At 43.6% G+C, this 25,905-nt stretch carries 31 protein-coding genes; 17 read left to right on the top strand and 14 right to left on the bottom strand.

Going from position 1 to position 25,905, the window contains the following annotated elements; translation table 11 throughout:
• Positions 1–126: 126 nt before the first annotated feature.
• The 11 genes from Q4533_RS10110 to Q4533_RS10060 all read right to left on the bottom strand — a co-directional run bounded on the left by Q4533_RS10110 (position 127) and on the right by Q4533_RS10060 (position 8,207).
• On the bottom strand, positions 127–399 hold the full coding sequence (locus tag Q4533_RS10110) for an HPr family phosphocarrier protein (protein ID WP_102440123.1): 273 nt from the start codon (positions 397–399) through the stop codon (positions 127–129).
• Between the two features lie 25 nt (positions 400–424).
• A complete protein-coding gene (gene rapZ, locus Q4533_RS10105; RefSeq protein ID WP_102475893.1) occupies positions 425–1,273 on the bottom strand; it encodes an RNase adapter RapZ in 849 nt (282 codons plus the stop codon).
• Complete coding sequence (ptsN, locus tag Q4533_RS10100) at positions 1,270–1,713, bottom strand: PTS IIA-like nitrogen regulatory protein PtsN (RefSeq protein WP_102440098.1); 444 nt, start codon at positions 1,711–1,713, stop codon at positions 1,270–1,272. The genes rapZ and ptsN overlap by 4 nt, the downstream gene beginning before the upstream one ends.
• 2 nt (positions 1,714–1,715) lie before the next feature.
• Positions 1,716–2,003, bottom strand: a complete 288-nt coding sequence (gene hpf / locus Q4533_RS10095; protein ID WP_076539186.1) for a ribosome hibernation promoting factor — start codon at positions 2,001–2,003, stop codon at positions 1,716–1,718.
• Positions 2,004–2,026: 23 nt separating this feature from the next.
• Positions 2,027–3,511 (bottom strand): RNA polymerase factor sigma-54, encoded by a 1,485-nt coding sequence (locus tag Q4533_RS10090; protein WP_102440099.1) that lies wholly within the window; start codon positions 3,509–3,511, stop codon positions 2,027–2,029.
• 134 nt (positions 3,512–3,645) lie between these two features.
• Positions 3,646–4,377, bottom strand: a complete 732-nt coding sequence (gene lptB, locus Q4533_RS10085; RefSeq protein WP_076539182.1) for an LPS export ABC transporter ATP-binding protein — start codon at positions 4,375–4,377, stop codon at positions 3,646–3,648.
• The gene (gene lptA, locus Q4533_RS10080; RefSeq protein WP_102440100.1) at positions 4,377–5,087 is read right to left on the bottom strand and encodes a lipopolysaccharide transport periplasmic protein LptA; all 711 of its coding nucleotides are present in this window, start codon (positions 5,085–5,087) and stop codon (positions 4,377–4,379) included. The genes lptB and lptA overlap by 1 nt, the downstream gene beginning before the upstream one ends.
• Positions 5,074–5,634: an LPS export ABC transporter periplasmic protein LptC gene (gene lptC / locus Q4533_RS10075; protein WP_102440101.1), complete on the bottom strand. Its 561-nt coding sequence runs from the start codon at positions 5,632–5,634 to the stop codon at positions 5,074–5,076. The genes lptA and lptC overlap by 14 nt, the downstream gene beginning before the upstream one ends.
• Positions 5,631–6,197, bottom strand: coding sequence for a 3-deoxy-manno-octulosonate-8-phosphatase KdsC (gene kdsC / locus Q4533_RS10070; RefSeq protein WP_076539176.1), 567 nt, complete (start codon positions 6,195–6,197; stop codon positions 5,631–5,633). Before kdsC ends, lptC begins: the two co-directional genes overlap by 4 nt.
• Position 6,198: 1 nt before the next feature.
• A complete protein-coding gene (locus Q4533_RS10065; RefSeq protein ID WP_076539174.1) occupies positions 6,199–7,176 on the bottom strand; it encodes a KpsF/GutQ family sugar-phosphate isomerase in 978 nt (325 codons plus the stop codon).
• Positions 7,177–7,244: 68 nt separating this feature from the next.
• Positions 7,245–8,207 (bottom strand): calcium/sodium antiporter, encoded by a 963-nt coding sequence (locus Q4533_RS10060; RefSeq protein WP_102440103.1) that lies wholly within the window; start codon positions 8,205–8,207, stop codon positions 7,245–7,247.
• A 183-nt stretch (positions 8,208–8,390) separates the two neighbouring features.
• Between Q4533_RS10060 and Q4533_RS10055 the strand changes: the two genes are divergently transcribed.
• The 7 genes from Q4533_RS10055 to murA all read left to right on the top strand — a co-directional run bounded on the left by Q4533_RS10055 (position 8,391) and on the right by murA (position 13,069).
• Positions 8,391–9,218 (top strand): ATP-binding cassette domain-containing protein, encoded by an 828-nt coding sequence (locus tag Q4533_RS10055; protein WP_102440104.1) that lies wholly within the window; start codon positions 8,391–8,393, stop codon positions 9,216–9,218.
• Positions 9,205–9,990: a lipid asymmetry maintenance ABC transporter permease subunit MlaE gene (gene mlaE, locus Q4533_RS10050; RefSeq protein ID WP_102440105.1), complete on the top strand. Its 786-nt coding sequence runs from the start codon at positions 9,205–9,207 to the stop codon at positions 9,988–9,990. The genes Q4533_RS10055 and mlaE overlap by 14 nt, the downstream gene beginning before the upstream one ends.
• 73 nt (positions 9,991–10,063) lie before the next feature.
• Positions 10,064–10,537: an outer membrane lipid asymmetry maintenance protein MlaD gene (gene mlaD / locus Q4533_RS10045; protein ID WP_102440106.1), complete on the top strand. Its 474-nt coding sequence runs from the start codon at positions 10,064–10,066 to the stop codon at positions 10,535–10,537.
• 30 nt (positions 10,538–10,567) lie between these two features.
• Positions 10,568–11,212, top strand: a complete 645-nt coding sequence (locus tag Q4533_RS10040; protein ID WP_241903578.1) for a phospholipid-binding protein MlaC — start codon at positions 10,568–10,570, stop codon at positions 11,210–11,212.
• Entirely contained in the window at positions 11,209–11,505 is a 297-nt protein-coding gene (locus Q4533_RS10035; protein ID WP_303502684.1) for a lipid asymmetry maintenance protein MlaB, read from the top strand. The genes Q4533_RS10040 and Q4533_RS10035 overlap by 4 nt, the downstream gene beginning before the upstream one ends.
• A 25-nt stretch (positions 11,506–11,530) precedes the next feature.
• Complete coding sequence (locus Q4533_RS10030; protein WP_076539160.1) at positions 11,531–11,782, top strand: BolA family protein; 252 nt, start codon at positions 11,531–11,533, stop codon at positions 11,780–11,782.
• A 27-nt stretch (positions 11,783–11,809) separates the two neighbouring features.
• Positions 11,810–13,069 carry a UDP-N-acetylglucosamine 1-carboxyvinyltransferase gene (gene murA / locus Q4533_RS10025; RefSeq protein WP_102440108.1) on the top strand — a complete coding sequence of 420 codons (1,260 nt, stop codon included), beginning with the start codon at positions 11,810–11,812 and terminating at the stop codon, positions 13,067–13,069.
• Between the two features lie 110 nt (positions 13,070–13,179).
• On the opposite strand, the gene degS is transcribed toward murA, so the two are convergent.
• Positions 13,180–14,253, bottom strand: coding sequence for an outer membrane-stress sensor serine endopeptidase DegS (degS, locus tag Q4533_RS10020; protein ID WP_102440109.1), 1,074 nt, complete (start codon positions 14,251–14,253; stop codon positions 13,180–13,182).
• Positions 14,254–14,369: 116 nt separating this feature from the next.
• Positions 14,370–15,722 carry a DegQ family serine endoprotease gene (locus Q4533_RS10015; RefSeq protein WP_102440110.1) on the bottom strand — a complete coding sequence of 451 codons (1,353 nt, stop codon included), beginning with the start codon at positions 15,720–15,722 and terminating at the stop codon, positions 14,370–14,372.
• 233 nt (positions 15,723–15,955) lie between these two features.
• Here Q4533_RS10015 and zapE point away from each other — a divergent pair, with 233 nt between their 5' ends.
• The 8 genes from zapE (at position 15,956) to rlmB (ending at position 23,975) form a co-directional block, all read left to right on the top strand.
• Entirely contained in the window at positions 15,956–17,068 is a 1,113-nt protein-coding gene (zapE, locus tag Q4533_RS10010; protein ID WP_102440111.1) for a cell division protein ZapE, read from the top strand.
• A 242-nt stretch (positions 17,069–17,310) separates the two neighbouring features.
• Positions 17,311–17,742, top strand: a complete 432-nt coding sequence (gene rplM / locus Q4533_RS10005) for a 50S ribosomal protein L13 (RefSeq protein ID WP_076539151.1) — start codon at positions 17,311–17,313, stop codon at positions 17,740–17,742.
• A gap of 15 nt (positions 17,743–17,757) precedes the next feature.
• Positions 17,758–18,150 carry a 30S ribosomal protein S9 gene (gene rpsI / locus Q4533_RS10000; RefSeq protein ID WP_076539149.1) on the top strand — a complete coding sequence of 131 codons (393 nt, stop codon included), beginning with the start codon at positions 17,758–17,760 and terminating at the stop codon, positions 18,148–18,150.
• A gap of 167 nt (positions 18,151–18,317) precedes the next feature.
• On the top strand, positions 18,318–18,506 hold the full coding sequence (locus Q4533_RS09995; protein WP_303502683.1) for a DUF2065 family protein: 189 nt from the start codon (positions 18,318–18,320) through the stop codon (positions 18,504–18,506).
• A gap of 67 nt (positions 18,507–18,573) precedes the next feature.
• Entirely contained in the window at positions 18,574–19,869 is a 1,296-nt protein-coding gene (locus tag Q4533_RS09990) for an adenylosuccinate synthase (RefSeq protein ID WP_303502682.1), read from the top strand.
• A gap of 194 nt (positions 19,870–20,063) precedes the next feature.
• Positions 20,064–20,717 carry a tetratricopeptide repeat protein gene (locus Q4533_RS09985; RefSeq protein ID WP_102440124.1) on the top strand — a complete coding sequence of 218 codons (654 nt, stop codon included), beginning with the start codon at positions 20,064–20,066 and terminating at the stop codon, positions 20,715–20,717.
• A gap of 35 nt (positions 20,718–20,752) precedes the next feature.
• A complete protein-coding gene (rnr, locus tag Q4533_RS09980; protein WP_102475896.1) occupies positions 20,753–23,227 on the top strand; it encodes a ribonuclease R in 2,475 nt (824 codons plus the stop codon).
• Between the two features lie 4 nt (positions 23,228–23,231).
• Complete coding sequence (gene rlmB, locus Q4533_RS09975; protein ID WP_102440114.1) at positions 23,232–23,975, top strand: 23S rRNA (guanosine(2251)-2'-O)-methyltransferase RlmB; 744 nt, start codon at positions 23,232–23,234, stop codon at positions 23,973–23,975.
• A gap of 104 nt (positions 23,976–24,079) precedes the next feature.
• Here the strand turns inward: rlmB and Q4533_RS09970 are convergent, their stop codons facing one another.
• Entirely contained in the window at positions 24,080–24,823 is a 744-nt protein-coding gene (locus Q4533_RS09970; RefSeq protein ID WP_198590856.1) for a YdiY family protein, read from the bottom strand.
• 365 nt (positions 24,824–25,188) lie between these two features.
• Between Q4533_RS09970 and rpsF the strand changes: the two genes are divergently transcribed.
• Together rpsF and priB are read left to right on the top strand one after the other, a co-directional pair.
• Positions 25,189–25,593 (top strand): 30S ribosomal protein S6, encoded by a 405-nt coding sequence (gene rpsF / locus Q4533_RS09965; RefSeq protein WP_102440115.1) that lies wholly within the window; start codon positions 25,189–25,191, stop codon positions 25,591–25,593.
• 7 nt (positions 25,594–25,600) lie between these two features.
• On the top strand, positions 25,601–25,903 hold the full coding sequence (priB, locus tag Q4533_RS09960) for a primosomal replication protein N (RefSeq protein ID WP_076539129.1): 303 nt from the start codon (positions 25,601–25,603) through the stop codon (positions 25,901–25,903).
• Positions 25,904–25,905: the final 2 nt, after the last annotated feature.

Here is a 25,905-nt window from a genome sequence, read left to right as displayed (position 1 = left end):
CTGATGGCTTGATGCGCAATTCATAAATACGCTAATACTGCTTGGTGGTGTGTTGAGTATAGCTAATAAAATAATGGTAAAGGTGAGTCGCTGTGTTTCCTTGGAGATGTTACTGGGCGCAGGCGGTTAGCTTTCTTCGTCAAATTTATCGTTGATTAACTTGCATACGGCCTCAAGGGCTTTTTCTGCATCACGGCCTTGAGCTTCAACAGTAATGATTTTACCAATGCCACTTTCTAACATTAATAACCCCAATACACTGGCAGCACTGGCTTGTTTCTCACCTTGGATAAGGGTGATAGTTGCGTCAAACTCGGTAGCTAAAATTGCCAATTTAGTCGCCGCTCGCGCATGCAAGCCTAGCTTGTTACTGATGGTAATTTGCTTTGAATAGGCCACCGTTTTGGCTGGCGATGTGGTTAGCTTATTCAATGCCAAGCTCTCTATGGCGGGCGCTGACTTTGTGCTTAGAGTTGTTGAAACGTTTAGCGAGCTGATCGGCAATATAAACCGAACGGTGCTGACCGCCAGTACAACCAATGGCAATGGTCAGGTAGCTGCGGTTATTACGCTCTAAATGTGGCATCCAAGTGTCAAAAAGGTTTTCAATTTGCCAGATAAACTTATTCACCAAAGGCTGTCGCTCTAAGAACTCTTGCACGGGCGCATCTAGGCCTGTGTAGGGCCTTAACTCAAGCTCCCAGTGCGGATTCGGTAAAAAGCGCACATCAAACATAAAGTCTGCTTCAGCCGGCATGCCATGCTTAAAGCCAAATGACTCAAAATGTACCACTAATTCTTTATCAACACTGCCTAGCAAGATTTGCCGAACATGATCGCTCAATTCGTAGATATTAGTTTGCGAGGTGTCGATATAGTGATCAACCATTTTGGCTATGGGTTCGAGTAACCGCCCCTCAAGCTTAATGGCTTCTTGTAACGAAATTTGATTCTTAGACAGTGGGTGTAATCGGCGGGTCTCACTAAAACGCTTCAGTAACACTTTATCGTTGGCGTTTAAAAAGAAACTGGTAATGCTGGTATCGTCAGACAGTAAAGCAATTTGCTCTTTGAGTACTTTGCCTTGCTCTTCGATATTACGCACATCGACGCTAATGGCGACAAGCTCGTTACTATCTTTAAGCTGTTCAAGCAGGCTGCCAATCAGTGGCAGTGGCAGGTTATCAACACAGTAATAACCTAAATCTTCAAGCACTCTCAGTGCGACTGATTTTCCTGAACCTGAACGTCCCGATACGATGACAAGTTTCATGCAGTAATAACCTGATAAAGTTCTGTAGCGTCATGACTCTTTCGAAGTCGTTTAAGTATCAATTTATCACTGAGTTTCTCTGCCATGCTAGATAATGTGCTTAGGTGTTGCTGGCACTGATCTGCAGGTACAAGAAGCGCAAATAAAATATCTACAGGTTGCTTGTCTATGGCATCAAAGGCGATTGGCTCTTCGCATTTGATTAAAATAGCAATGGGTTCTTCGATATTATCTAAGCGCCCATGTGGAATTGCTATGCCATTTCCTATACCTGTACTGCCCATTTTTTCACGCGCTATTAGACTTTCAAAAATAGCCTGTGAAGAAAGGGTTGGGTACTGGGCAGCCATTAAATTGCTGATTAATTCCAGTACCTTTTTCTTACTGCCCGGAGTGGCACAGGTAGTGCACGCCGGCTGCAGGATGGTACGAAGTTCCATCGTTAATGCTTAGTGAGTTTCTCTTTATGTTTAATTACCTGACGGTCTAGCTTATCTATCAGGGCGTCTATTGCCACATACATATCAGCGTTACGCGATACAGCAAACACTTCACCGCCTTTTAGGTGCAGTTTGGCTTCGGCAATCTGTTGTAGCTTTTGAACATCGAGCACAACGTGAACATTATTGATCTGTTCGAAGTGTCGTTCAAGCTTTGAAAATTTTGTTTGCACGTATTCCCGTAAAGATTGAGTTATTTCAATATGGTTTCCAGTCAGGTTAATTTGCATAGGTCATCCTCCAATAACAAAAGTTATAAGCTTTTGCGTTGGTTTGAGGGAGGGATGAGCATTGCCTCTCGATATTTGGCTATCGTACGTCGAGCAACGTTAATCCCTTGTTCAGCCAATAGTGTCGCCATTTTACTATCACTAAGAGGCTTTTTCGGGTTTTCTGCAGCTACGAGCTTTTTAATAAATGCGCGAATTGCTGTAGAAGAGCATTCTCCACCATCATCGGTACTTACATGGCTTGAGAAAAAATATTTTAGTTCAAAAAGTCCACGGGGGGTATGCATGTATTTTTGGGTCGTGACCCGTGAAATGGTCGACTCGTGCATTTCAACCGCTTCAGCAATATCATTGAGCACCATCGGCTTCATGGCTTCTTCACCGAACTCAAAGAAACCTTGCTGAAATTGTACGATACAGTTAGCCACTTTTAGTAAGGTTTCATTACGGCTATCGATGCTTTTGATAAACCATTTAGCTTCTTGTAAATGACCACGAATAAATTGGCTGTCAGCTTGGCTTGAACCGCCTTTGGCCATAGCTGCATATTGCTGATTAACGCCAATTTTAGGCATGTTATCGGGATTTAGCTCGACCACCCAGCGACCATTCTTTTTAAGTACAGTAACATCAGGAATGACGTACTCATCTTTAATGGGGGTAATTTGCAAGCCTGGACGTGGATTGAGCGTTTGAATAAATTCAATGGCTTCACGTAAATCATCTTCTTTAAGCTTGGTTTTACGCATCAGTAACCTAAAGTCACGACCGGCGATTAAATCAAGATGATCTTTAATCAGTAACTTAACATTATCTATGCAAGGAATTTCATTAGGGTATTGGCCTAATTGAATTAATAGACACTCACTTAAATCTCGCGCTGCAATGCCGACGGGATCGAAGTGTTGTACCCGTTTAAGTACAGCTTCAACTTCATCGAGTTCGATATCGTCAGTGCCTAAGGATTGCAAAATGTCTTCAACGCTCTGGGTGAGGTAACCGCGCTCATCAATGGCATCAATAATGGCGGTTGCAATCACTAAGTCATTTTCAGAAAAGGGAGTGAGGTTTTTTTGCCATTCAAGATGCTCATACAAGCCTTCACTGGTTTCGCCTTGAAACGGCATATCATTACCGCTCGATACTGCGCCAGAGCCAGAAGTCGGCGAGGCGGTATACACCTCATCCCATGTGGTATCCATAGGGAGTTCTTCAGGCATAGAATCTTTAGTGAGCGATTCAGTGGTATCAACCGTTGAGGTGTCTTTTTCTATGGTGACTTGGCTATTATCACTAAAATCGGTGTCAGTTTGCAGGGCGTTTTCTTTTACGGGCTCTTTGGCTTTAGTGAATTCGTCTTCAAGCTCTAATAGCGGGTTTGAATCAAGTGCTTGTTGAATTTCTTGCTGTAGCTCCAATGAGGAAAGTTGCAATAAGCGAATCGCTTGTTGCAACTGTGGGGTCATGGTTAAGTGTTGACCCATTTTGAGTTGGAGTGAGGCTTTCATGTACCGCTTGTCCCTAATTGAATTACATCATCGCGACGAACAGTGTGGGCGCTAGTTTATGATCCTAGAAAAATAGACTAGATTAAGGTTTGTTGTTGGCCGCGAATGCCATACTAAAAACTGAATAGTGCTAACTATAGCTTGAATTGTTCACCTAAGTATACCGACCTAACTTGCTGATTGACTAAGATCTCAGCAGGTGTTCCTTCAGCAATCAAGTTTCCGTGACTCACAATATATGCTCGCTCACACACATCAAGTGTTTCACGGACATTATGGTCGGTAATTAGCACCCCTAAACCACGGCTTTTAAGTTGTTGAATAATTTTCTTGATGTCGATTACTGAGATAGGATCTACCCCTGCAAAAGGTTCATCTAATAAAATAAACTTAGGATTTGCCGCTAATGCGCGTGCAATTTCAACTCGGCGACGCTCGCCTCCCGATAACGCCATACCTTGGCTATCACGGATATGAGTTATGTTAAATTCTTCTAATAAATGTTCCAGTTCTTCAATGCGCTGCTCATTTGATAAGCTTTTGCGAGTTTGAAGCACTGCCATTATATTATCGTGTACTGTGAGCTTACGAAAAATACTGGCTTCTTGAGGTAAGTAGCCAATGCCTTTTCGGGCGCGCAAATGCATTGGATCTGCGGTTAAATCATCTTCATCGATCAGAATGCGGCCCTTATCACTTTTGACTAGGCCTACGACCATATAAAAGGTGGTGGTTTTACCCGCACCATTAGGGCCAAGTAAGCCAACAATTTGGCCGGTTTTTACCGTCAGGCTGACATCTTTTACTACCTGGCGACTTTTATAACTCTTAGCGAGATTTTCAGCGGTTAACGTAATTTGGGTCATTAGTCATTTTGCTCAGCTGCTGGGGCTGACAATGTCGCCTGCGCCTCAGCGTTAAGTGATTCAGTTACTTCGGGTGTTTCAGTTGAGTTCACAGCCTCTACAGCAGATAAATTGTTGTTTTCAATTATAGCTGGTGGCGTGTCATCACCGGGTTTAGCGCTGTCTGGTAAATGTGGTTGCTCATCTTTTTTCTTTTCAGAATCAATCAAGTCTGGGTGACTTTCTGGTTGAAAAATAGTGATAACCCGATCTTCACCAGTACCGGTGCTTTCAGCAATTAACTGCTGCTTTTCAATGTTGTAGCTAATTAGGTTACCAGTAACCTGGCTGCCAGCTTGGTCCAATTTAGCATTACCCGTTAAGGTTAAAATGCTAGTGGCAAGCTCATATTTAATTTCATCGGCACTGGCAGTACCAATACGGCCATCATCTAACTCTTGGGAAAATGTCGCAGGGTTACCTGTGGCAACCATGGTTTTTTGGGTGCCGCTTTCGGTGCCAAATGCGCGTAATTCGTCGGCATTAATGTTAATCGACCCTTGAGTCACATTAACTGGGCCATAGAAGATGACCTGATTGTTTTTTATGTCAGCTTTTTGGCTCACAGCTGCGACTTTAAGCTCTTGCTGTAAATCGCCTTCTTTTGCATAGGCGCTGGCAATACTGACTACACTGAGTAGTGAGGCAATCAAAAGTTTACTTTGCTTCATACGTTCCTTCTACTTGACTTAAAAGTTCAAGTTCTTGAGCATTTAAATCAGCATACAGGCCTAAACCTTGTATATTAAAATCTGACCCAGTAACAAAAATTTGTCTATCTGAGGTCAAAATCATGGTGTTCATATCGAGTGCCAACATGGTGGTTGTCAAAGATTGTAATGGCTCGTCGATGTTTATTGCATCAATAATAACATTATTTTCTAAAACTACTTTGCCTGTTTCATTATTCAGCTTGCCTAAATCTGCGCTTAATTGCCATTCGGCTTCACCATTTTCAGGATAAATAAGGTAGACAGGCTCAGTAAACATGGTTTCATTACTTTGCTGAAAGTGCTCCATGTATTTCGCTGAGACTCGGCTTTGCACTAAACCTTGCTCATTAAATTCAGTGGTGCGTAAGTCATTGGCGATAAAATCAGGGCGAGCAGGGGCAGGCAATTTACTTGCCTCCATCTGACTACGTTTAATTTGTACTTGCCAATAAAGGACTAAGGCTGCGCCAAAAAATCCGATAATAGCGAAGGTCACTCGGCTCATATACTCATTCCGTGGGCATTTTCAAACTTATCTTGGCTAAGTAATAGCAAATCGGTGAGTTCACGTAATGCGCCATTTCCGCCGTTAATGGTGGTGGTCATATGGCAATGTTGTTTAACATAAGGATGGCCATCAGCCACACAAACTGCAAGGCCAACCTGTTTCATCACAGGTAAGTCAACCATGTCATCACCAATATAGGCGACTTCATCTGGGCTAACGCCATAGGTATCTAACAGGCTTTGGTAAGGGACTAGTTTATCATCAACACCTTGATAAATATGAGTGACACCTAAAGCGGTCATTCTATTTTCCACAATGGCAGATTTACGCCCGGTTATCACAGCAACATGAATATTACTGGTTAAAATAGAGCGAATGCCATAACCATCACGGGTATGAAATGCTTTTAACTCTTCCCCTGCATTACTTAAATAAATACGGCCATCGGAAAATACCCCATCGACATCGCAAATAAGCAGCTTAATTTTTTTGGCTTTTTGCCAAACATCATCAGAGATTGGGCCGTAAAAACCTTGGTGCAGTGTTTCGTGTAATGACATGTTAAATGACTCCAGCTTTAACCATATCGAGCATGTTAAGTGCGCCGACTGGGCGTTGGTTCTCGTCTACGACAATTAAACCGTTAATACTTTTTTCTTCCATAATCTGTAATGCTTGCGCGGCTAAAATACCTGGGCTGATGGTAATGCAGTTGGTTGTCATTACATCGGCAATAGCGGTAGTACGAAGGTTCACTTCAGCATCGATGACGCGGCGTAAATCACCGTCAGTAAAGATCCCGACTAGCTTGTCTGCATTATCGATCACTGCAGTCATACCTAAACCTTTATTTGAGATCTCATATAGGGTTTCAGTAATGCAGAGCTCACTTTTCACCTGTGGAATATCAGCGCCTTTGTGCATTACATCGCTGACTTTAAGTAATAGTTTACGACCTAAAGATCCACCAGGGTGGGATAGGGCGAAATCATCACGGGTAAAGCCTTTCGCTTGCAATAATGCTACGGCCAAGGCGTCACCCATCACCAAGGTTGCGGTAGTGCTTGATGTTGGTGCTAGCCCTAATGGGCAGGCCTCTTCAGGCACTTCAATACATAAATGCAGTTTAGATAGCTTGGCCATATTGGATTCTGGTTTACCCGTAATCGCGATTACCGGGACCCCCATGCGCTGTATAACGGGCATTAAGGTGAGAATTTCACTGGCTTCACCAGAATTTGATATGGCTAAAATAATATCATTTTTTGCCAGAGCGCCTAAGTCGCCATGGCTTGCTTCGCCAGGGTGAACAAAAAATGCAGGCGTGCCTGTGCTGGCGAGTGTGGCAGAAATCTTATTGCCAATGTGGCCAGATTTGCCCATGCCCATGACAATGACTTTGCCTTTACATTCTAAAATGAGTTCACAGGCTTGGCCAAACTCGTCTGAGTCTACATATTGATAAAGGTTATCTAATGCTGCCTTTTCAATATCAATGACTTGACGACCCCATTGGCGCAATTGTGTTTGTTCTGTCATATGTATCTCTCTATTGTCCAAAGCGATTTCGGGTTACGCTTTGGTGAGTCACACATCTTTATGCCCCATTATTGTGACTGAAATAAGACAACTTGGTACGCAATAAAGACGATTAATAAAAGGGCTCCATGCCAGCGAGTAAGCTGCTTTTTAGCGCCACTCGATAATACCAGTACTGCTAATGCGGTGCTGGTTGCTAGTACCATGTAAAAATCTCGACCGCTTGCATTTATGTCGATTTCACCTGGGGCAATCAGCCCTGGAATGGCCAGCACTGCTAAAATATTAAAAATGTTTGAGCCAACAATATTACCAATCGCGAGGTCGTCTTCTTTTTTTAGGACGCCAGCGATGCATGCTGCTAGTTCCGGTAAACTGGTGCCAATGGCAATAATGGTCAGGCCGATGACCAGATCTGACAAGCCAAATGTCTTGGCAATGCCTACCGCGCCTGTCACCATCCAGTCTGCCGAGAGTGGCAATAACACCATACCAACAATGATCCAGATAATAGCATGTAATGTGGGTACATTTTTAGGGATCTCTGCGTCAGACTCATCAGCTAGGACATCTTTTTTCTTATTTCGCATCGCGCTCCAAATGAAATAGCCCATCAAGGCGAAAAATGCGATTAATAATACCCCACCTTCAACACGGGTGAGCATGCCGTCGTGAATAAGGTAGCCAGCTAATACGGTTGCCGCAATCATGATTGGAATTTCACGCTTTAAGGTTTCTGAGCGAACTGAAATAGCCCCAAACAATGCGGTAACCCCTAATATCAAGGTGATGTTAGCCACGTTTGAGCCGAGCACGTTACCAATTGCAGTATCGCTCATGCCTTCCATTGATGCGGTGGCAGCAACCAGCATTTCTGGCGCTGAGCTGCCCATGGCCACAATGGTTAAACCGATTAACATTGGTGGCAGGCCTAAGTTTCTAGCAAAGGCGGCAGCTCCGTAAACAAAGCGATCTGCGCTCCAAACTAATGCGCCCAATCCGACGATGAGCATCATGATATTAAAAAGCATCTTGTTCCAATTATTTGAGTTATGGCGATATTTTTGTCAGATATTAACAAAAATCGTCGCTATTGCGAAAATTGTTAGGGATTGTAACGCATGGTGATTGATTTGTTGTAGGTTCTTACACAATTTCGTACACTTCAGCTCTACATCTCGTTCTCTAGGAAGGCTATTATTTCCTCTATAGACATGTCTACTCCAAGTTTAGAGCCCACTAGGTCAGCCCTTGTAGAAGTTAAGAACATGGGCTTTAGCCGAGGGACTAAGGTTATCTTTGATGATATCAGTCTCAGCATTCCAACTGGCAAAGTGACCGCCATTATGGGGCCAAGTGGCATAGGTAAAACCACCTTACTTAAACTTATCGGCGGTCAATTAACCCCTGATAGTGGTGAGGTGCTTTTTGCTGGGCAAAACATTCACCAACTGAAGCGGCAACAATTATTTGAGCAGCGAAAGCGCATGAGTATGTTGTTTCAAAGTGGGGCGCTTTTTACCGATATGAATGTGTTTGATAATGTGGCGTTTGCGCTGCGTGAGCACTCAGGGTTAGCTGAAACTATTATTCGTAAGATTGTGTTGATGAAGCTGCAAGCCGTGGGGCTGCGGGGCGCCGCTCTGATGATGCCCAATGAGTTATCCGGCGGCATGCAGCGCCGAGTTGCATTGGCGCGGGCGATAGCACTTGAGCCTGAAATGATTTTGTATGACGAGCCTTTCGCCGGTCAAGATCCTATTTCGATGGCGGTGCTGGTGAAATTGATTGGCGAATTATCTGAAACATTGAGGCTGACTTCGGTGGTCGTGTCCCACGATGTGGATGCAGTATTGAGTATTGCCGACTATGTTTATGTTATCGCCGAGAAAAAAGTAATCGCTTCAGGCACGCCTGCTGAATTACGGGCTTCAACCAATCCACAAATTGAGCAATTTATTCATGGAGCACCCGATGGGCCGGTGGCTTTTCATTATCCAGCTGAAGACTATCAACAGGAGATGTTAAGTGGACGTGATTAACTTTATCAGTAATATTGGCCGCTTTGCTTTGGATTTTATTTCAGGTCTAGGCCGAGCAGGGCTGATGTTATGGGGCGCTATTGCCCGTTGGCCGAATGTTAAAAAAGATATTGGCTTAATCACCAAGCAAGTTTATGTGTTGGGTGTTCGCTCCATGGTGATCATCATAGTCTCTGGCCTGTTCATCGGTATGGTGCTGGCATTACAAGCTTATACGGTACTGGCTGATTTTGGCACGGTCGAAAGCCTAGGGCCCATGGTGGCATTGAGCTTATTAAGAGAGCTTGGTCCTGTGGTTGCGGCATTACTTTTTGCAGGGCGCGCAGGCTCGGCATTAACCGCTGAAATTGGCTTAATGAAGTCAACCGAGCAGTTATCAAGCTTAGAGATGATGGCGGTTGACCCTTTACACCAAATCATAGCGCCACGTTTTTGGGCGGGGGTTATCACCCTGCCATTATTAGTGATGATGTTTTGTCTTGTTGGCATTATCGGCGGTCATTTAGTGGGAGTTGAATGGAAAGGCATTGATAGCGGCTCTTTTTGGTCAATTCTGCAAGCATCGGTTGAGTGGCGCCAAGATATTGTAAATTGTTTAATCAAAAGTGTGCTTTTTGGCGTAGTGGTAACCTGGATATCTTTATATCGTGGTTATGAAGTCATTCCCAACCCCGAAGGCATTAGCCGAGCGACCACATCCACTGTGGTTCAGGCGAGTTTAGCAGTGTTAGCGCTCGATTTTTTACTGACAGCGATTATGTTCGGCAATTGATGTTAACTGCTGAGTGTTAGCGGGAGGTAAGTTGGGTAAATTTTGCATTCATTAATTAAAGTGGTTTAGTCGTATGTTGACACGGAAAATAGAGTTATTGGTTGGATTGTTCTTATTGTCAGGCTTAGTGGCATTTTGTGTGCTGGTATTTAATGTGGCCAATGTTGAGCTTAAGCCTAATCAGGCAACTTACAGTTTACACGCTGAATTTAGCAATATCGGTGGCTTAAAAGTACGCTCGCCAGTGAAAGTGGGCGGGGTGGTTGTCGGAAGGGTAACTGATATTCAGCTCGACCCCAAAAAGCTTGTACCGATAGTGAGCATCACTATGGATAAGCAATATGATCAATTTCCAGAGACCAGCAGCTTATCGATTTTAACTGCAGGTTTATTGGGTGAGCAGTTTTTGGGGTTAACCCCAGGCTTTATGGATGATGATATTGAGATGCTCGCTGATGGCGATAAAATTTATGACACGCGCTCAGCATTAGTACTGGAAGACTTAATCGGTCAGTTAATCTATAGCATGTCATCGGATGATAAGTAGGAGCGGTATATGAAGCAGTTTATTCGCGTTATGTTAAGTGTCTTTTTATGGTTAAGCATCAGCCCGCTTGGTGCTGCAGAGCTGACGACTGATGACATAGATACCCGTGATCCGTTCAAGCTAGTGCAGCAAGTATCAGAGAAAACCTTTGCGCGTTTTGATAAAGACAAAGCCCTCATTGACAATGATTTAAGCTATTTAAAAGTTATCGTTCGCGAAGAGCTTATGCCCTATGTTGATTATAAATACGCCGCGTATAAAGTGATGGGGCAATACCTGCGTGACACGACTCCTGAACAACGTCAGCGGTTTGTGGATGCTTTTGAAGGTTATTTAGTGGCTACCTATGCCCAAGCCTTTACAGAGTACACTGGTCAGCAAGTACAGTTTTTCCCGGCTGCTGATTTTAGTAACGAGAAAATGATCGATGTCCGCGTCGAAATTATTGAAGATGGTCGCCCGCCCATTAAAGTGGTGTTTAAAGCCAGACGTCTAAAAGATGACAGCTGGAAAGCGTTTGATTTGGTGGCGGAAGGCGTGAGTTTACTGGCGTCAAAGCAATCAGAAATTTCCAATTTAATTCGCCAAAAAGGCGTCGATAAGGTCATCGACATGCTTTATGAGCGCACCAACCAAGATATTCGCTTAGATCAGGACGAGGGCAATGCTGCGTGATTGAATTTTCACAGCAAGGTGATATTTGTCGCCTAAAAGGGCAATTAACTCAGGTTGAGGTCAGAGAATTGTGGCCAAATCAACAACAATTGTTTACTGATACGACTCAAGTGTTAGACTTGTCTGCTTTAGAGTATGTTGACAGTGCAGGCGTGGCCTTATTGCTTGAACTAATATGTTTAGGTCATTGTCATGGGGACAACACTCAGCCAAGGAGCTTGGCTAATCCGAGTAAGCATCTAAAAAAACTTATCGAGTTGTATGATTTAGAGTCCTTTTTCATAGAACAATAGCATTGAATTTAAGGTAGCACATTTCATGGATTGCAAAGTAATTGAGCAGATTTTATCAGAGGCGTTAACCCTAGATGAAGTACATGTGACTTCAGATGGTAGCCACTACAAAGTGGTTGCAGTTGGCGAAATGTTCGACGCTATGAGTAAAGTGAAGCAGCAGCAGACCATTTATGCACCACTGAATGAGCATATTGCCAGTGGTGAGTTACATGCGCTTACTATCAAGACTTTTACGCCGACTCAGTGGAAGCGTGAAAAATTATTTAATATGTAAGCGTAATACTGAGTGTAGAGAATTAGTGTGGATAAATTAACAATACAAGCCAGCAAGCCCCTTGCCGGAGATGTGACCATCTCTGGCGCCAAGAATGCGGCTTTGCCGATCCTGTTTGCTGGTGTTTTAGCTGAAACTGACTTTAATATTTCGAATGTACCTAACCTTCGCGATGTAAAAACAACCTGTGAATTACTTCGCTGCCTTGGTGCTGATGTCACTGAGTTAGGCAATAGCCAATATCGGATCTCAACCACTAATCTCAAAGAGTTTTGTGCGCCATACGATTTGGTTAGAACCATGCGCGCCTCTATTTTGATTTTAGGGCCGTTACTGGCTCGATTTGGTACCGCTGATGTTTCATTGCCTGGTGGCTGCGCGATTGGCGCAAGACCTGTGAACTTGCATTTGCAAGGGCTAGAGCAAATGGGCGCTACTATTGAGGTAAAAGAAGGTTATATTAAAGCCAGAGTTGATGGCCGCTTAAAAGGCGCGCATATCTTTATGGATATGGTCAGCGTTGGTGCCACTGAAAACCTATTGATGGCTGCGACCTTAGCTGATGGTGAAACCATTATTGAAAATGCCGCTCGCGAACCTGAAATTAATGATTTAGCACATTGCTTAATTGCAATGGGCGCAAAAATTACCGGTGTTGGCAGCGCAACCTTGCGTATTCAAGGGGTTGAGAAACTCTCTGGTTGTAACCACAGAGTGATGCCTGATCGCATCGAAACCGGCTCATTTTTAGTGGCTGCAGCCGTGACGCGCGGAAAAATTCGCTGTCTAAGCGCTGATCCTTCAAGCCTAGAAGCAGTTCTGGCAAAACTTGAAGATGCTGGCGCGGTGATTAATACTGGCGACGATTGGATTGAACTTGATATGCAAGGCAAGCGCCCTAAAGCGGTTAATATTAAAACTGCGCCATATCCTGCTTTTCCGACGGACATGCAAGCGCAATTTTGTGTGTTAAACGCATTAGCTGAAGGCACCAGTCATGTGACTGAAACGATTTTTGAAAATCGTTTTATGCATGTACCTGAGTTAAGCCGTATGGGCGCTGAAATGGAGCTAGAGGGTAACACCTGCATCATTAATGGTATTGAGCGCATGAACGGTGCGCAAGTGATGGCGACAGATTTACGCGCTTCAGCGAGTTTAGTGATTGCAGGCCTTATGGCTGACGGTACGACAACCGTTGATCGTATATATCACTTAGATCGTGGTTATGAGCATATCGAAGAGAAGTTTAAAGCCATCGGCGGTGAAGTGGTTCGTATTGCATAAGCTGTAGATTGCTTAAGTTGTTTGCCAAAGCTTTATAGTAAAGAATAAAAAGTCAGTTACCTAAGGTAGCTGACTTTTTTATGATTAAATGGTTAAGTTGTAATTTGTGCTTAAGGTTCGACAGCCTTCTCACCAATAATCACTGGCACATCATAAGACTTACCTTCGCGGATGATGGTCATTGTGATGCTATCTCCGGGCGCTGTTTCAGCAATTCTATCCATCAGCATTTCAACCCCAGGAACACTCTCTTCTGCATAAGCGATAATCACATCTCTTGGACGCAGTTTCGCATCTGCCGCAGGCCCTTTGGGATCAACAGCGGTGACCAATACGCCTTTTAAATCCGGTAAGTTGAGGATTTGCGCCATAACAGGGCTTAACGGCTCGCCTGAAATCCCTAACGCGCCACGAATAACGCGGCCATTTTTAATCAACTTTCCCATAATGCTGTGAGCCAGTTTAATTGGGATGGCAAAGTTAATACCGTGCCCGCCACCTTCATCACCGATTTGAAATGCCGCAGTATTAATACCAATTAGTTCGCCAGTGGTGTCGATAAGTGCACCGCCAGAGTTACCGGCATTAATGGCTGCATCGGTTTGTAAGAAATCAAGATAGCCTGAACTTAAGCCGTTTCGGCCGGTTGCACTGATAATACCTTGGGTAATGGTTTGGCCTAAGTTGTAAGGGTTACCAATGGCAAGTACCACATCGCCCACTTGTGCAGGTTTGGATAAATTGATCGGCACGATAGGTAGATTATCGCCTTCAATTTTAAGGACCGCTAAATCGGTGACTGGATCTGAACCGACAACTTCTGAGGTAAATTTTCGGCCATCTTGTAGCGCGATAACAATTTCATCGGCTTTTTTAATTACATGGTAATTGGTTAAAATATAGCCTTCTTTACTCATGATAACCCCAGAACCCAAGCCTTGAAGCGAGCTTGAATTTAATGGGCTATTTTGATCTAAACTAAGGCTATAAATATTGACCACAGCAGGGGCTGCTCGACGAACGGCTTTAGCAAAGGATAAGTCATTGTGGTGCTGGGTAGTGGTTAAGCCATTATTGAAATTACTGTTGTTGGTTATCGAAGTAACAAATATGAAAGCGGCCGCCATGACTAATCCAAATGCCACAGCTTTGGTCAAATATAAAATTGTGTCTTTGAAATTCATTGGCTGACTAAATTATGAAAAAGTACCCAAGATATTATCATGATTAAAAAAATTAAGCATCGTAACAGGGCTACGATGCTTATTGGGTAAAACAACAGGGTTTATTCGGTGCTGCTTTAACGCAGTACCAAGTAAAGCAGCTTATTGTCACGCAATATTTTCAATGCGACCGCGCCTTGCTGAGTCTTTAGCTGCTCTTTTAAGTCTTTAAGGCTTTTTACTTTACTGCGATTTAGCCCGACAATTAAATCGCCTTTCTCGAGTCCATTTCTGGCGGCTGGCGATCCTTGAGCCACTTCAGCAATTTCAATACCTTTACGGCTATTACTTAACTCAGCCCCTTCAAGCATTGGGTGTAATGCATCAGCACTGGTGCCTGAACTGCTATTTGACTCACCAAGGGTGACATTAATGGTTTCATTATCACCATCGCGAATGATGCCAATTTTAACTTTAGCACCAGCGCCCATAGTGGCGACCTTTGCTCGCAAGGCTTGGAAGTTTTTAATCTGCTTACCATTGACACTGACAATGATGTCACCCGCTTCTATACCTGCTTTGTCTGCGGCGCTATCAGGCATGACTTCACTAATAAAACCGCCATGCTGAGTTTCTAGACCAAATGCTTTGGCCAATTCGTTATCTAAGTCTCGGCCCATAACGCCAAGCACGCCACGTTTAACTTCACCATGCTCAATAATTTGATTAATTAGGTTGTTAACCATATTAGCCGGAATAGCAAAGCCAATACCGACGTTGCCACCACCGGGGGCCACAATGGCGGTATTAATACCGATTAACTCACCGTTAAGATTAACCAAGGCGCCGCCTGAGTTACCACTATTAATCGCGGCGTCAGTTTGGATAAAGTTCTCCAGCATTTCAATCCCTAAACCGCTACGGCCCAAGGCGCTAACAATACCTGAAGTCACGGTTTGCCCTAAACCAAATGGGTTACCAATGGCGATAGCAAAATCGCCGACACGGATATCATCAGAGTTGGTTTGTTTCACTTGGGTAAGGTTTTTCGCTTCTATTTGTAATAGCGCAATATCAGATTCAGGATCTGAGCCAATGAGTTTTGCGTCAATCTCACGGCCATCATGCAGACCAATTTTAATTTCATCAGCACCATTAATAACGTGGTTATTCGTGACGATGTAACCCTCTTTGGCGTTAATGATGACCCCTGATCCTAAGCCTCTAAAAGGGCGTTCACGCACTTGTTCTTGGGGGGCGTTAGGGCCAAAGAAATATCGAAACACATCGGGAATTTGTTGTTTAGAGGTTTGGGTGCCGCTGACTGCAACAGAGACGACAGCGGGAGTTGTTTTTTCTAGCATGGGAGCGAGGCTAGGTAGCGCTTGACCATTAACAGTTTGTGGAATTGCAGCTTGGGACAACGCCGGCATTAACGATAAAGAGGCGGATAATATCGCTGCTGAAACTAAGGTTAATTTGGGTTTCATTGTTTCTTGCTCCTTGAAAATTAATCTTTGCTTATACACATATTATGGGTGACTGGCGTAAATACAACTTCAGTTTAGCTGTATTGACTATATAACCTCGGAGTGTTCTAAGTTTCAATAAGTTCAGCCATCATTAACAAAGGTTAATTTTTATGTGGTTTACCGTTACGCCGGCTAAGGGTGATATGTTATGGTTGTGTGGAATTTTCAGCAGTATATAGAGAGTAGTCCCCGTGTCGCAGTTAAGCCCTTGGCAGCATTACCAGCAAGATTTAACCCGTGAAGGTTTCTCCCATGATTTAGCCCAAGAGCAAGCGGTAAAGTCATTGCAACGTGTTTATGAAGAACTTATCGCAGCCGATGTTCAGCAGTCCTCATTGAGTCGGCTTTTAGGTTCAATCGGCCTTAAAAAATCAGCCCCTAGCGTCAAAGGTTTATATTTATGGGGCGGAGTAGGTCGTGGTAAAACTTACTTGATGGATACTTTTTTTGATGCGCTGCCAACAGAGAAAAAACTGCGGGCCCACTTTCATCGCTTTATGCACCAGCTACACCATGACTTAGGCGAACTTGACGGTGTTCAGGACCCATTAATTACTATTGCTAACAAAATGGCGCAGCAATATAACATCATATGTTTCGATGAATTTTTTGTTTCTGACATTACCGATGCCATGTTATTGGGCACCTTGTTCCAACACTTATTTAAAGAAGGGGTCGCGTTAGTGGCCACCTCAAACATCATTCCCGATGACCTCTATAAAAATGGCTTACAGCGCGCAAGATTTTTACCCGCAATCGCCTTAATAAACCAAAACTGCGAAATCCTTAATGTGGATTCGGGTATTGATTATCGCTTACGAACCCTTGAGCAAGCTGAGATTTACCACTACCCACTGGATGAGCAGGCTGACACCAACTTGTTAAGCTATTTTGCCCAGCTTGCTCCAGAATCAGAAGTATTCACTGACGCCATTGAAATTGAAGGCCGTGAGGTGAATATTCGCCAGCAATCCCAAGGGGTGCTATTGGCCAACTTTAGAGACTTATGTGACGGCCCTCGATCCCAGCGCGACTATATGGAAGTGGCTCGTTTGTACCATACCGTTCTATTAAGTGGGCTTGAACAAATGGGCTCAGCCACAACCGGTGATGATATTGCTCGGCGATTTCTCGCGATGGTAGATGAATTTTATGAGCGTAATGTGAAGTTAATTATTTCTGCTGAAGTTTCATTAGAAGATATTTACACAGATGGTTTACTCAGTTTTGAGTTTAGACGCTGCCGCTCAAGATTGATTGAAATGCAATCACATGACTATTTAATGTTGGAGCATTTACCATAAATAGTTATTGAGGGATGAAATCAGCTAAAGCACCAGAGAAGTTTTTTAGAAAACTATCAGAAATTAGGTGATTTTTAACTCAGCTTTGTCTATAATCCGCCACCTGCCCTCGTTACTCCACCGAATTTGGGTGGACGATTTAAACCAATTTCAGCTCGAAGGGGCTTTGAAATGGTCATTGTGTTGTTTGCATTCCGCATTCAGCATTGAGACAGAATTTTAAACATTGGGTTTTTGTAAAAATGAAGACTACATTTACTGCTACACCAGAAACAGTCACACGTGACTGGTTCGTCGTTGATGCCGAAGGTAAAACTTTAGGTCGTATCGCTACTGAAATTGCTACTCGTTTACGTGGTAAGCACAAGCCAGAGTATACTCCTCATGTTGACACTGGTGACTACATCATCGTTATTAACGCTGAGAAAGTTACTGTGACTGGTAACAAAGCTAAAGGCAAAATTTACTACTCACATACAGGTTTCATCGGTGGTATTAAGCAGATTTCTTTTGAAAAGCTGCAAGATCATAAGCCTGAAATGATTATCGAGAAAGCAGTTAAGGGTATGTTACCAAAAGGTCCTTTGGGCCGTGCTATGTTCCGTAAGCTTAAAGTTTACGCTGGCACTGAACATAACCATGCTGCACAACAACCTCAAGTTCTTGATATCTAATACGGGAGTAAGCTAATGTCTGCAACTCAGTACTACGGCACTGGCCGTCGTAAAACATCAACTGCTCGCGTATTCGCTAAAGCAGGTAGTGGTCAAATCGTTGTTAACCAACGTCCACTAGATGTATATTTTGGTCGTGAAACTGCTCGCATGGTTGTTCGTCAGCCTCTAGAGCTAGTTGAAATGACTGACAAACTTGACATCTATGTAACTGTTAAGGGCGGTGGAACCACTGGCCAAGCAGGTGCAATTCGTCACGGTATTACTCGTGCATTGCTTCAGTTAGACGAAGCTCTACGTCCTTCTTTACGTTCTGCTGGTTTCGTTACCCGTGATGCTCGTAAAGTTGAGCGTAAGAAAGTTGGTCTACGTAAAGCACGTCGTAAGCCACAATTCTCAAAACGTTAATACGTTTTCAGAATTCAAAAAACCCAGCTATATGCTGGGTTTTTTATTGGCTTTTTTTAGGTGAAAACGCCAATTAGTCATTCGATGTAATGCGATGACCGCTTAGAAGCGTTATGGTGTAGTCGATGTTTTTTGCTAATGTGTAAACCAAATAGTGGAACTAGACCATGAATTTTCAAATGTTAATGTTTGCCATGGGGCTTGTTTTGGTACTTGAAGGTATCGGACCCTTATTATTTCCGCTGCAATGGAAAAAATATTTAGCCGAATTTTCGATGCAAAATAAGAATACTCTCAGGAGGTTAGGTGGCTGCCTAGTCTCTGCCGGCATAGTACTATTAATAATTTTCGCATAAAATACTTGCATATTACCCCCTAAAATCTGTTAAAATTCGCCTTTATACCGCAACCTTGCAGCAGACGATGGGCAAAAACGTAGTAGTACTCGGCACTCAATGGGGTGACGAAGGAAAAGGTAAGATTGTCGACCTTCTAACAGAACAGGCAAAATATGTAGTTCGTTACCAAGGCGGCCACAATGCTGGTCATACTCTGGTAATTGACGGCGATAAAACCGTACTTCACTTAATTCCGTCAGGGATTTTACGTGATAATGTGAAATGCATTATCGGTAATGGTGTGGTATTGGCTCCTGATGCTTTGATGAAAGAGATCAACATGCTTAAAGAGCGTGGAGTTCCTGTCGAAGAGCGTCTTCTTATTTCAGAAGCATGTCCACTGATCCTACCTTTCCATTGTGCTCTTGATGTAGCTCGCGAAAAAGCGCGCGGCAATCAAGCTATCGGTACAACGGGTCGTGGTATTGGTCCAGCTTATGAAGATAAAATTTCTCGTCGTGGTCTACGCGTTGGTGATTTATTCAATGCAGAGTTATTCGCAGTTAAATTAAAAGAAGTGATGAAATATCACAACTTTATGCTGACTGAATACTATGACTGTGACGCAGTTGATTATCAAACTACCCTTGATGATGCATTAGCAATTGCTGATTATCTTAAGAGTATGTGTACTGATGTTACTGAATTACTTGATACAGCCCGTAAAGCGGGTGAGCCTATCTTGTTTGAAGGTGCACAAGGTACATTACTTGATATCGACCATGGTACATACCCATATGTGACTTCATCAAACACTACAGCAGGTGGCGTCGCTACTGGTTCTGGTTTTGGTCCTCGTCACTTAGATTATGTTCTAGGTATCATGAAAGCTTACACTACACGTGTAGGTGCAGGTCCTTTCCCAACAGAGCTTGAGAATGAGATCGGTGATTACTTAGGTCATAAAGGCCAAGAGTTTGGTGCAACTACTGGTCGTAAACGTCGTCCAGGTTGGTTAGATGCTGTGGCAATGCGCCGTGCAGTTCAAATCAACAGTGTTAGCGGCTTCTGCCTAACTAAACTTGACGTTCTTGACGGTCTTGAAGAAGTTAAGATTTGTGTTGGTTACCAGTATCCTGATGGAACTGTAGAAACTGTCACACCACTTGCAGCTGAAGGATACGATCTGGTTACGCCAGTATTCGAATCTATGCCTGGCTGGAGTGAGTCTACCTTTGGTGCGACTTCAATTGAGCAACTGCCACAAGCAGCGCTTAATTATATTGCTCGTATCGAAGAGTTACTTGAAGCGCCTGTTGATATCGTATCAACCGGTCCTGACAGAAACGAGACAATCGTATTAGTTAATCCATTTAACTAACACATAAAAAGGCCGCTATTTAGCGGCCTTTTTAATATGCAGAATTAACAAACCTTAGACGATAAAATTGAAACTGTAACTCCGCGCAATTTCTCTTCTTTTTACTGCTTTTTTAAAATCATTTTGGCAATTCAAATAACCACTAAATATTGTTGTTTGTGCAGTTAATACTCAAGATATAGGCTATAATGCCGATGCATAGAGTAACTAAAGTGTCATTGAGAATCGTTATGCTGCGTTTATGTTTGTTGGTGTTGTGCTTACTGCCGAATTTAGCTGTTGCTGAATTAACCGCGGTGGATATCTATGGTGATGAGCAATTAATTAAATTGATCCGCAATGATGTTTATTTAAAGCAAGTTAAACGCGATGACTGCCAACTAGTGCAAGATATTGAAGCTAGAGCAGAAGTACTCCAGCAGCCCATGTATCAGTTTTTATGGGCCGAAATGCTCAACCATGGTGTGTGTGTAGATAAACACGCTTCCCGTGGCATGGCGTTATTACAAACTGCTGCAGAGCAAGGTAGCGCTGAGGCGATGCTGAAACTGGCCGAATATTACTATCACGGTGAAATGGTAGTGCAAGACAAAAATCGAGCAGTGCAATATGTGATGCCGGCAGCAGCCAATGGCGATCTGCCTGCAAGATTGATGTTAGTTCGCCTATACGGCGAAGGTTATGGTAGCCCTGTTGATTATCAATTAGGTTACCATTGGTTATATAACAGCGTATTTAATGATGCCGCGACACAGAAAAAAGCCACATCATTATTGCAGATGTTAGCCGCTAAAATGCCCGCCAGTATAATAGAGCGAGCACAGCAGCCACAGCTGCACAACCGCTAAGACTCCCACGAGGGAGTAAATTATTTGGAAATTGAATGATCATCGATCCTCATTTTGAGAGAGAGCAAGACAAGTACGAAAACCCAATCCCAAGCCGTGAATACATACTAGAGTATTTGCGTGAGCAAAAGTCACCTGTCACCAGAGAACATATCGCCGCCGCGCTAAAAATGGTTGATGAAGACCACTTAGAAGCGTTAAGAAGACGACTGCGCGCCATGGAGCGTGATGGGCAACTGGTTTATACCCGTGGCCATAGTTATGGTCTTCCTGAAAAAATGGATCTGCTTACCGGTACGATTATCGGCCATCGTGATGGTTTCGGATTTTTTAAATCTGATGAAGGCGGTGACGATCTCTTTATTAATAATCGTGATATGCAGATGTATTTTCACGGTGATAAAGTGTTGGCGCAAAAAGCAGGTTCCGATCGCCGTGGACGACGTGAAGCGCGTATCGTTCGTTTAGTGCAGCAGCGCAGCGCGCCATTAGTCGGCCGTTATCATGTTGATGCTGGCATGGCATTTGTGATTGCCGATGACAGACGCATTACCCAAGAAATCTTGATTGCCAAAGAAGACGCTAATGGCGCCAGAGCTGGCGACGTTGTTGTGCTTGAATTAACCCGTCGTCCTGGACGATTTGTTAAAGCGGCAGCCAAAGTGACCGAAGTGCTCGGTAAAACAATGGCGCCAGGTATGGAAATTGAAATTGCTCTGCGCAATTACGATTTGCCTCACAAATGGTCAGCTGTTATTGAGAAAAAACTTAAGCGCATTCCGGATGAAGTCCCAGAGTCAGATAAACAAGGTCGCGTCGATTTAAGACATTTACCCTTAGTGACCATTGATGGCGAAGATGCCCGCGATTTTGACGATGCTGTTTATGCCGAAACTAAACCTAGCGGTGGCTGGCGTTTATGGGTCGCTATTGCTGATGTAAGTCACTATGTGCGTACAGACTCGGCATTAGATGATGAAGCGAGATCCCGTGGTAACTCAGTGTATTTTCCATCGCAAGTTATCCCGATGCTACCAGAGAAAATCTCTAATGGTTTGTGTTCACTAAATCCCCATGTTGATCGCCTTTGTATGGTGGCTGAGATGACCATTTCAGCTGCGGGTAAACTATCGGGTTATAAGTTTTATCCGGCAGTGATGCACTCACATGCGCGTTTTACTTACACGCAAGTGGCAGCCATGCTAGAAGGTGGCAAGATTGCCCCTGAGCATGAAGCTTTGTTCCCGCATCTTCAGTGTTTACAGTCGTTATATTTAACCTTAAATGAGCGCCGCGCAGAACGTGGGGCGATTGCGTTTGAAACCGTTGAAACCCAGTTTGTGTTTAACGAGCAACGTAAAATTGAAGCAATTGTGCCCCGTAGCCGTAATCAGGCACATAAAATCATTGAAGAATGTATGATTTTAGCCAACGTCGCTTCAGCTAAGTTCGTCAAAAAGCATAAAGGTGAAGTGTTATACCGTGTGCATGAGTCACCTTCAGAAACCAAGTTGGCAAACTTCAAAGAGTTTCTGGCAGAACGCGGTTTATCAATGAATGGCGGCACTGAACCTACGCCGTCAGATTATCAGGACTTAATGCTGAAAATTGCAGATAGACCGGATGCTGAATTGATCCAGGTAATGTTACTGCGCTCAATGAGACAAGCGATATACACCCCTGATAATGACGGTCACTTTGGCTTGGCATTAGAAGAGTATTCACACTTTACCTCGCCTATTCGTCGTTACCCTGACTTAGTCTTACATCGCGTTATCCGTTATTTGTTAGCGGCAGAGCAAGGTGAGATGAAGCAGAAGTGGACCCCAGAAGGTGGCTACCATTATCTACTTGAAGAGCTAGATAAACTGGGCGAAGAGTGTTCAACTACTGAGCGCCGTGCAGATGAAGCCACACGTGATGTCAGCGACTGGCTCAAATGTGAATACATGCAAGATCATGTTGGTGATGAATTTGAAGCTGTCATTGCTTCAGTGACCAATTTTGGTTTGTTTGTACGTTTAAAGGATTTGTATATCGATGGATTAGTGCATATCTCAAGCTTAGTCAGCGATTATTATCAGTTTGACCCAATGCGTCAGCGTTTGATTGGCGAAAACACCCGCAAGGTTTATCAAGTGGGTGACGAGGTCAATGTCAAAGTTGCCGCGGTTAACTTAGATGATCGTCAAATCGATCTGATCATGATTGGTGATCACGGTAAGAGCCGTAAGAAAGCCAATAAGAAGCCATTAACAGCCAGAGAAAGAGCCAATCTTGAAGGCGCTAAAATGGGCGCATCAGCAAAAGGTGAGCCAGCTGCAGAGTCGCCAGCAAAGGGGCGTTCTGGCAAAGCGGGTAAAAGCACAGCGGGCAAAGCGAAAAAATCTGCCACTAAAGGCGGAAAAAAGCGCAAGCCTGCAGCTAAAGCTGCAAATAGTTCAGCGGCTGGTGTAACATCACCGGCTGCTAAAAAACCATCGACTAAAGCAAAGCGCAAGAGAAAATAAGTAAATGAAAAAACAAGATATCATTTTTGGCATTCACGCAGTAGAAGCTTTGCTAAGCAACTCACCTGAACGCGTCATTGAAGTTTGGGTATTACAAGGTCGTGATGACGAGCGTTTATTACCATTAATCAAAAAAGCGACAGAGTTTGGTGTGTCTGTACAAAGTTCAGGTCGTAAAGTACTAGATGACAAAGCATCGAGCACTCAGCATCAGGGTATTGTTGCACGAGTTAAAGCTGCTAAAATCTTGGCTGAAGCGGACTTAGATGCTTTATTAGAAAAGACAGACCTACCATTTTTGTTAATTCTTGATGGTGTCACTGACCCACATAATCTAGGTGCTTGTTTACGTAATGCCGATGCTGCCGGTGTACAAGGGATTATCGTACCAAAAGATAACTCGGTGGGACTGACGTCAATCGTGAGCAAGGTTGCTTGCGGCGCGGCTGAAACGATTCCATTATTCCAAGTTACCAACCTTGCCCGTACTATGCGTCATATTCAGCAAAAAGGGGTGTGGATTATTGGTGCCGCCGGTGAAGCGGATTGTGAGTTATACCAAGCAGACTTAAAAGGGCCTTTAGCCATTGCGATGGGCGCAGAAGATAAAGGTTTACGCCGTTTAACCCGTGAAAGCTGTGATTCAATAGTGTCAATCCCGATGGCGGGAAGTGTCTCAAGCTTGAATGTATCAGTGGCAACCGGTATTTGTTTGTTTGAAGCTGTGCGTCAACGTTTAGTGAAGTAATTTACTGAGCTGATCAGCAGATAGTGGAACGGGCCTTAAGGCCCGTTTTTTGTATCTGGAATGTTGAAAAGGCTCATTACAGGCCGCTGTAACGGCGTTGCAATTTATTGGAAAGTATATAGCAAGTTAAATGTGGTGATGGTATCGGTTTTTACACTGTCTTCAGGAACTACCGCTGTGTATCTCACGTTCACCCCGAGTTTAAAGGCCCAGTCCTGTAAAAAGGTATTTCTGTAACTGACGTCTAAGGTCAAGGTATTGTTATCTTCACCCACTTCAGAGGTCAAATCGGCATTGAGGCTGGTATATTCTTGCAGTTTCACATTGTACTTGGCGGCGGTACGCAAAATGATGTCTTGGTTGGCTGCAGGGTTTAAGTCTGTATCTGTTGCTTTGGGTAAGTCATAACGGTAACCGGGGCCGACTTCTATGCTCAGGCTCTGGGTATAGTTTGAGAGTAAATCAAAACCATAACCGGTAGAAACCGTCGACAGTTTGGTATAACTACCAAAATCATCCCAGGTAAATTCACCGCGGCCAAAAATATAGCCGCTTTCTAGCTTATAACTCGACTGGGCAAATACATCATACTTTTCAGCCGTGGTAGAGTCTTTATCTGCGGCGTAATACACCTTAAAGGTAAATTCCTGACGGGCTTTTTCAGTATCGTAATTTAAGTAGGTGCGGCCGTTGAAGTTTTGCGATTGGTTATTACCAGTATTGAGTTGCATACCGGCTTCAATTTCAGCCTTAAAGTCACTGGGAGGCTCTTTATAGTCTGGGGGAACAAGTGCCCACGCTGAAGACGTTGTGAGAAGAGAAGACATAAAGATACAGACTTTTTTCATTACGTTGTTTCTATATAGTTATTAGGAACGCCTGAAATACGGATGAAGCGCCATAATACCTGTATTCGCAGTGGCTGCAAAGCGCTCAATGGCTTCATCTGTGTATTCAATATCAAATTAAATTTCACGCTGGTTATTGTTTTTTGCTGGGTATTTTCATTATTTACCGTCATTGCTGTCAACGCCTGCTTGAGTGAGTTAATCAGTTAAAGGTAATAAAGCATGCACCACACAAGTATTGCTTGAGTTTTGTGCGGGCTTTATGTATCATCCCGCGCTTAAATCAGTCATTTAATTCCGTTCCTTGCCTCCAACTTGGTCTGACTGAGCCACACGTGAGGCTAATTAACCGTAAGGAGCAATAAATGCGTCATTATGAAATCGTATTTATGGTTCACCCAGATCAAAGTGAACAAGTCCCAGGTATGATCGAGCGTTACAGCAGTTTAATCACTGATGCTAACGGTACTATCAGCCGTTTAGAAGATTGGGGTCGTCGTCAATTGGCTTACCCAATTCAAGACCTACATAAAGCTCACTATGTTCTTATGAACGTAGAAGCAACTGCAGAGTCTATCGAAGAGTTAGAAACAGCTTTCCGTTTCAATGACGCTGTTCTGCGTAACATGGTAATGCGCACTAAAACTGCTGTTACTGAAGCTTCTCCAATGGCTAAAGCAAAAGATGAGCGTGATTCACGTCGTGCTCCTACTGCTGCACCTGCTGCTGAAAAAGAAGTTGAAGCAAGCGCTGAAGAAACTGCTGAATAATTAGTCTGTGATTAATCACTTAGTGTTGACCGGAACGATAACTCGTTCAAAGCGTTTTGATAGTCCCAGCGGCATTCCCCATAAGGTGATTACGCTAGAACACAAAACACAGCGGTATGACGATCAAATGTTGAGAAATGTTTATTGTCTGATCCAAGTCATATTAAGTGGTAAGCGCTTTAACAGCGTAACAGAAGAATTAAAAGCAGGTGTGCAGGTCCAAGTTGAAGGGTTTATCTCTTTACAACAAGGGCGAAATGGCCAAAATAAATTGGTTTTGCATGCCGAAAATGTCGAATTGAAAACTTAGGA

The sequence above is a fragment of the Shewanella sp. 6_MG-2023 genome (assembly GCF_030547195.1).
In the GTDB taxonomy this organism is placed as follows: Bacteria; Pseudomonadota; Gammaproteobacteria; order Enterobacterales; family Shewanellaceae; genus Shewanella.
The sequence above is the reverse complement of the archived record's forward strand: the minus strand, read 5'-3'. Positions and strand labels throughout refer to the sequence as shown.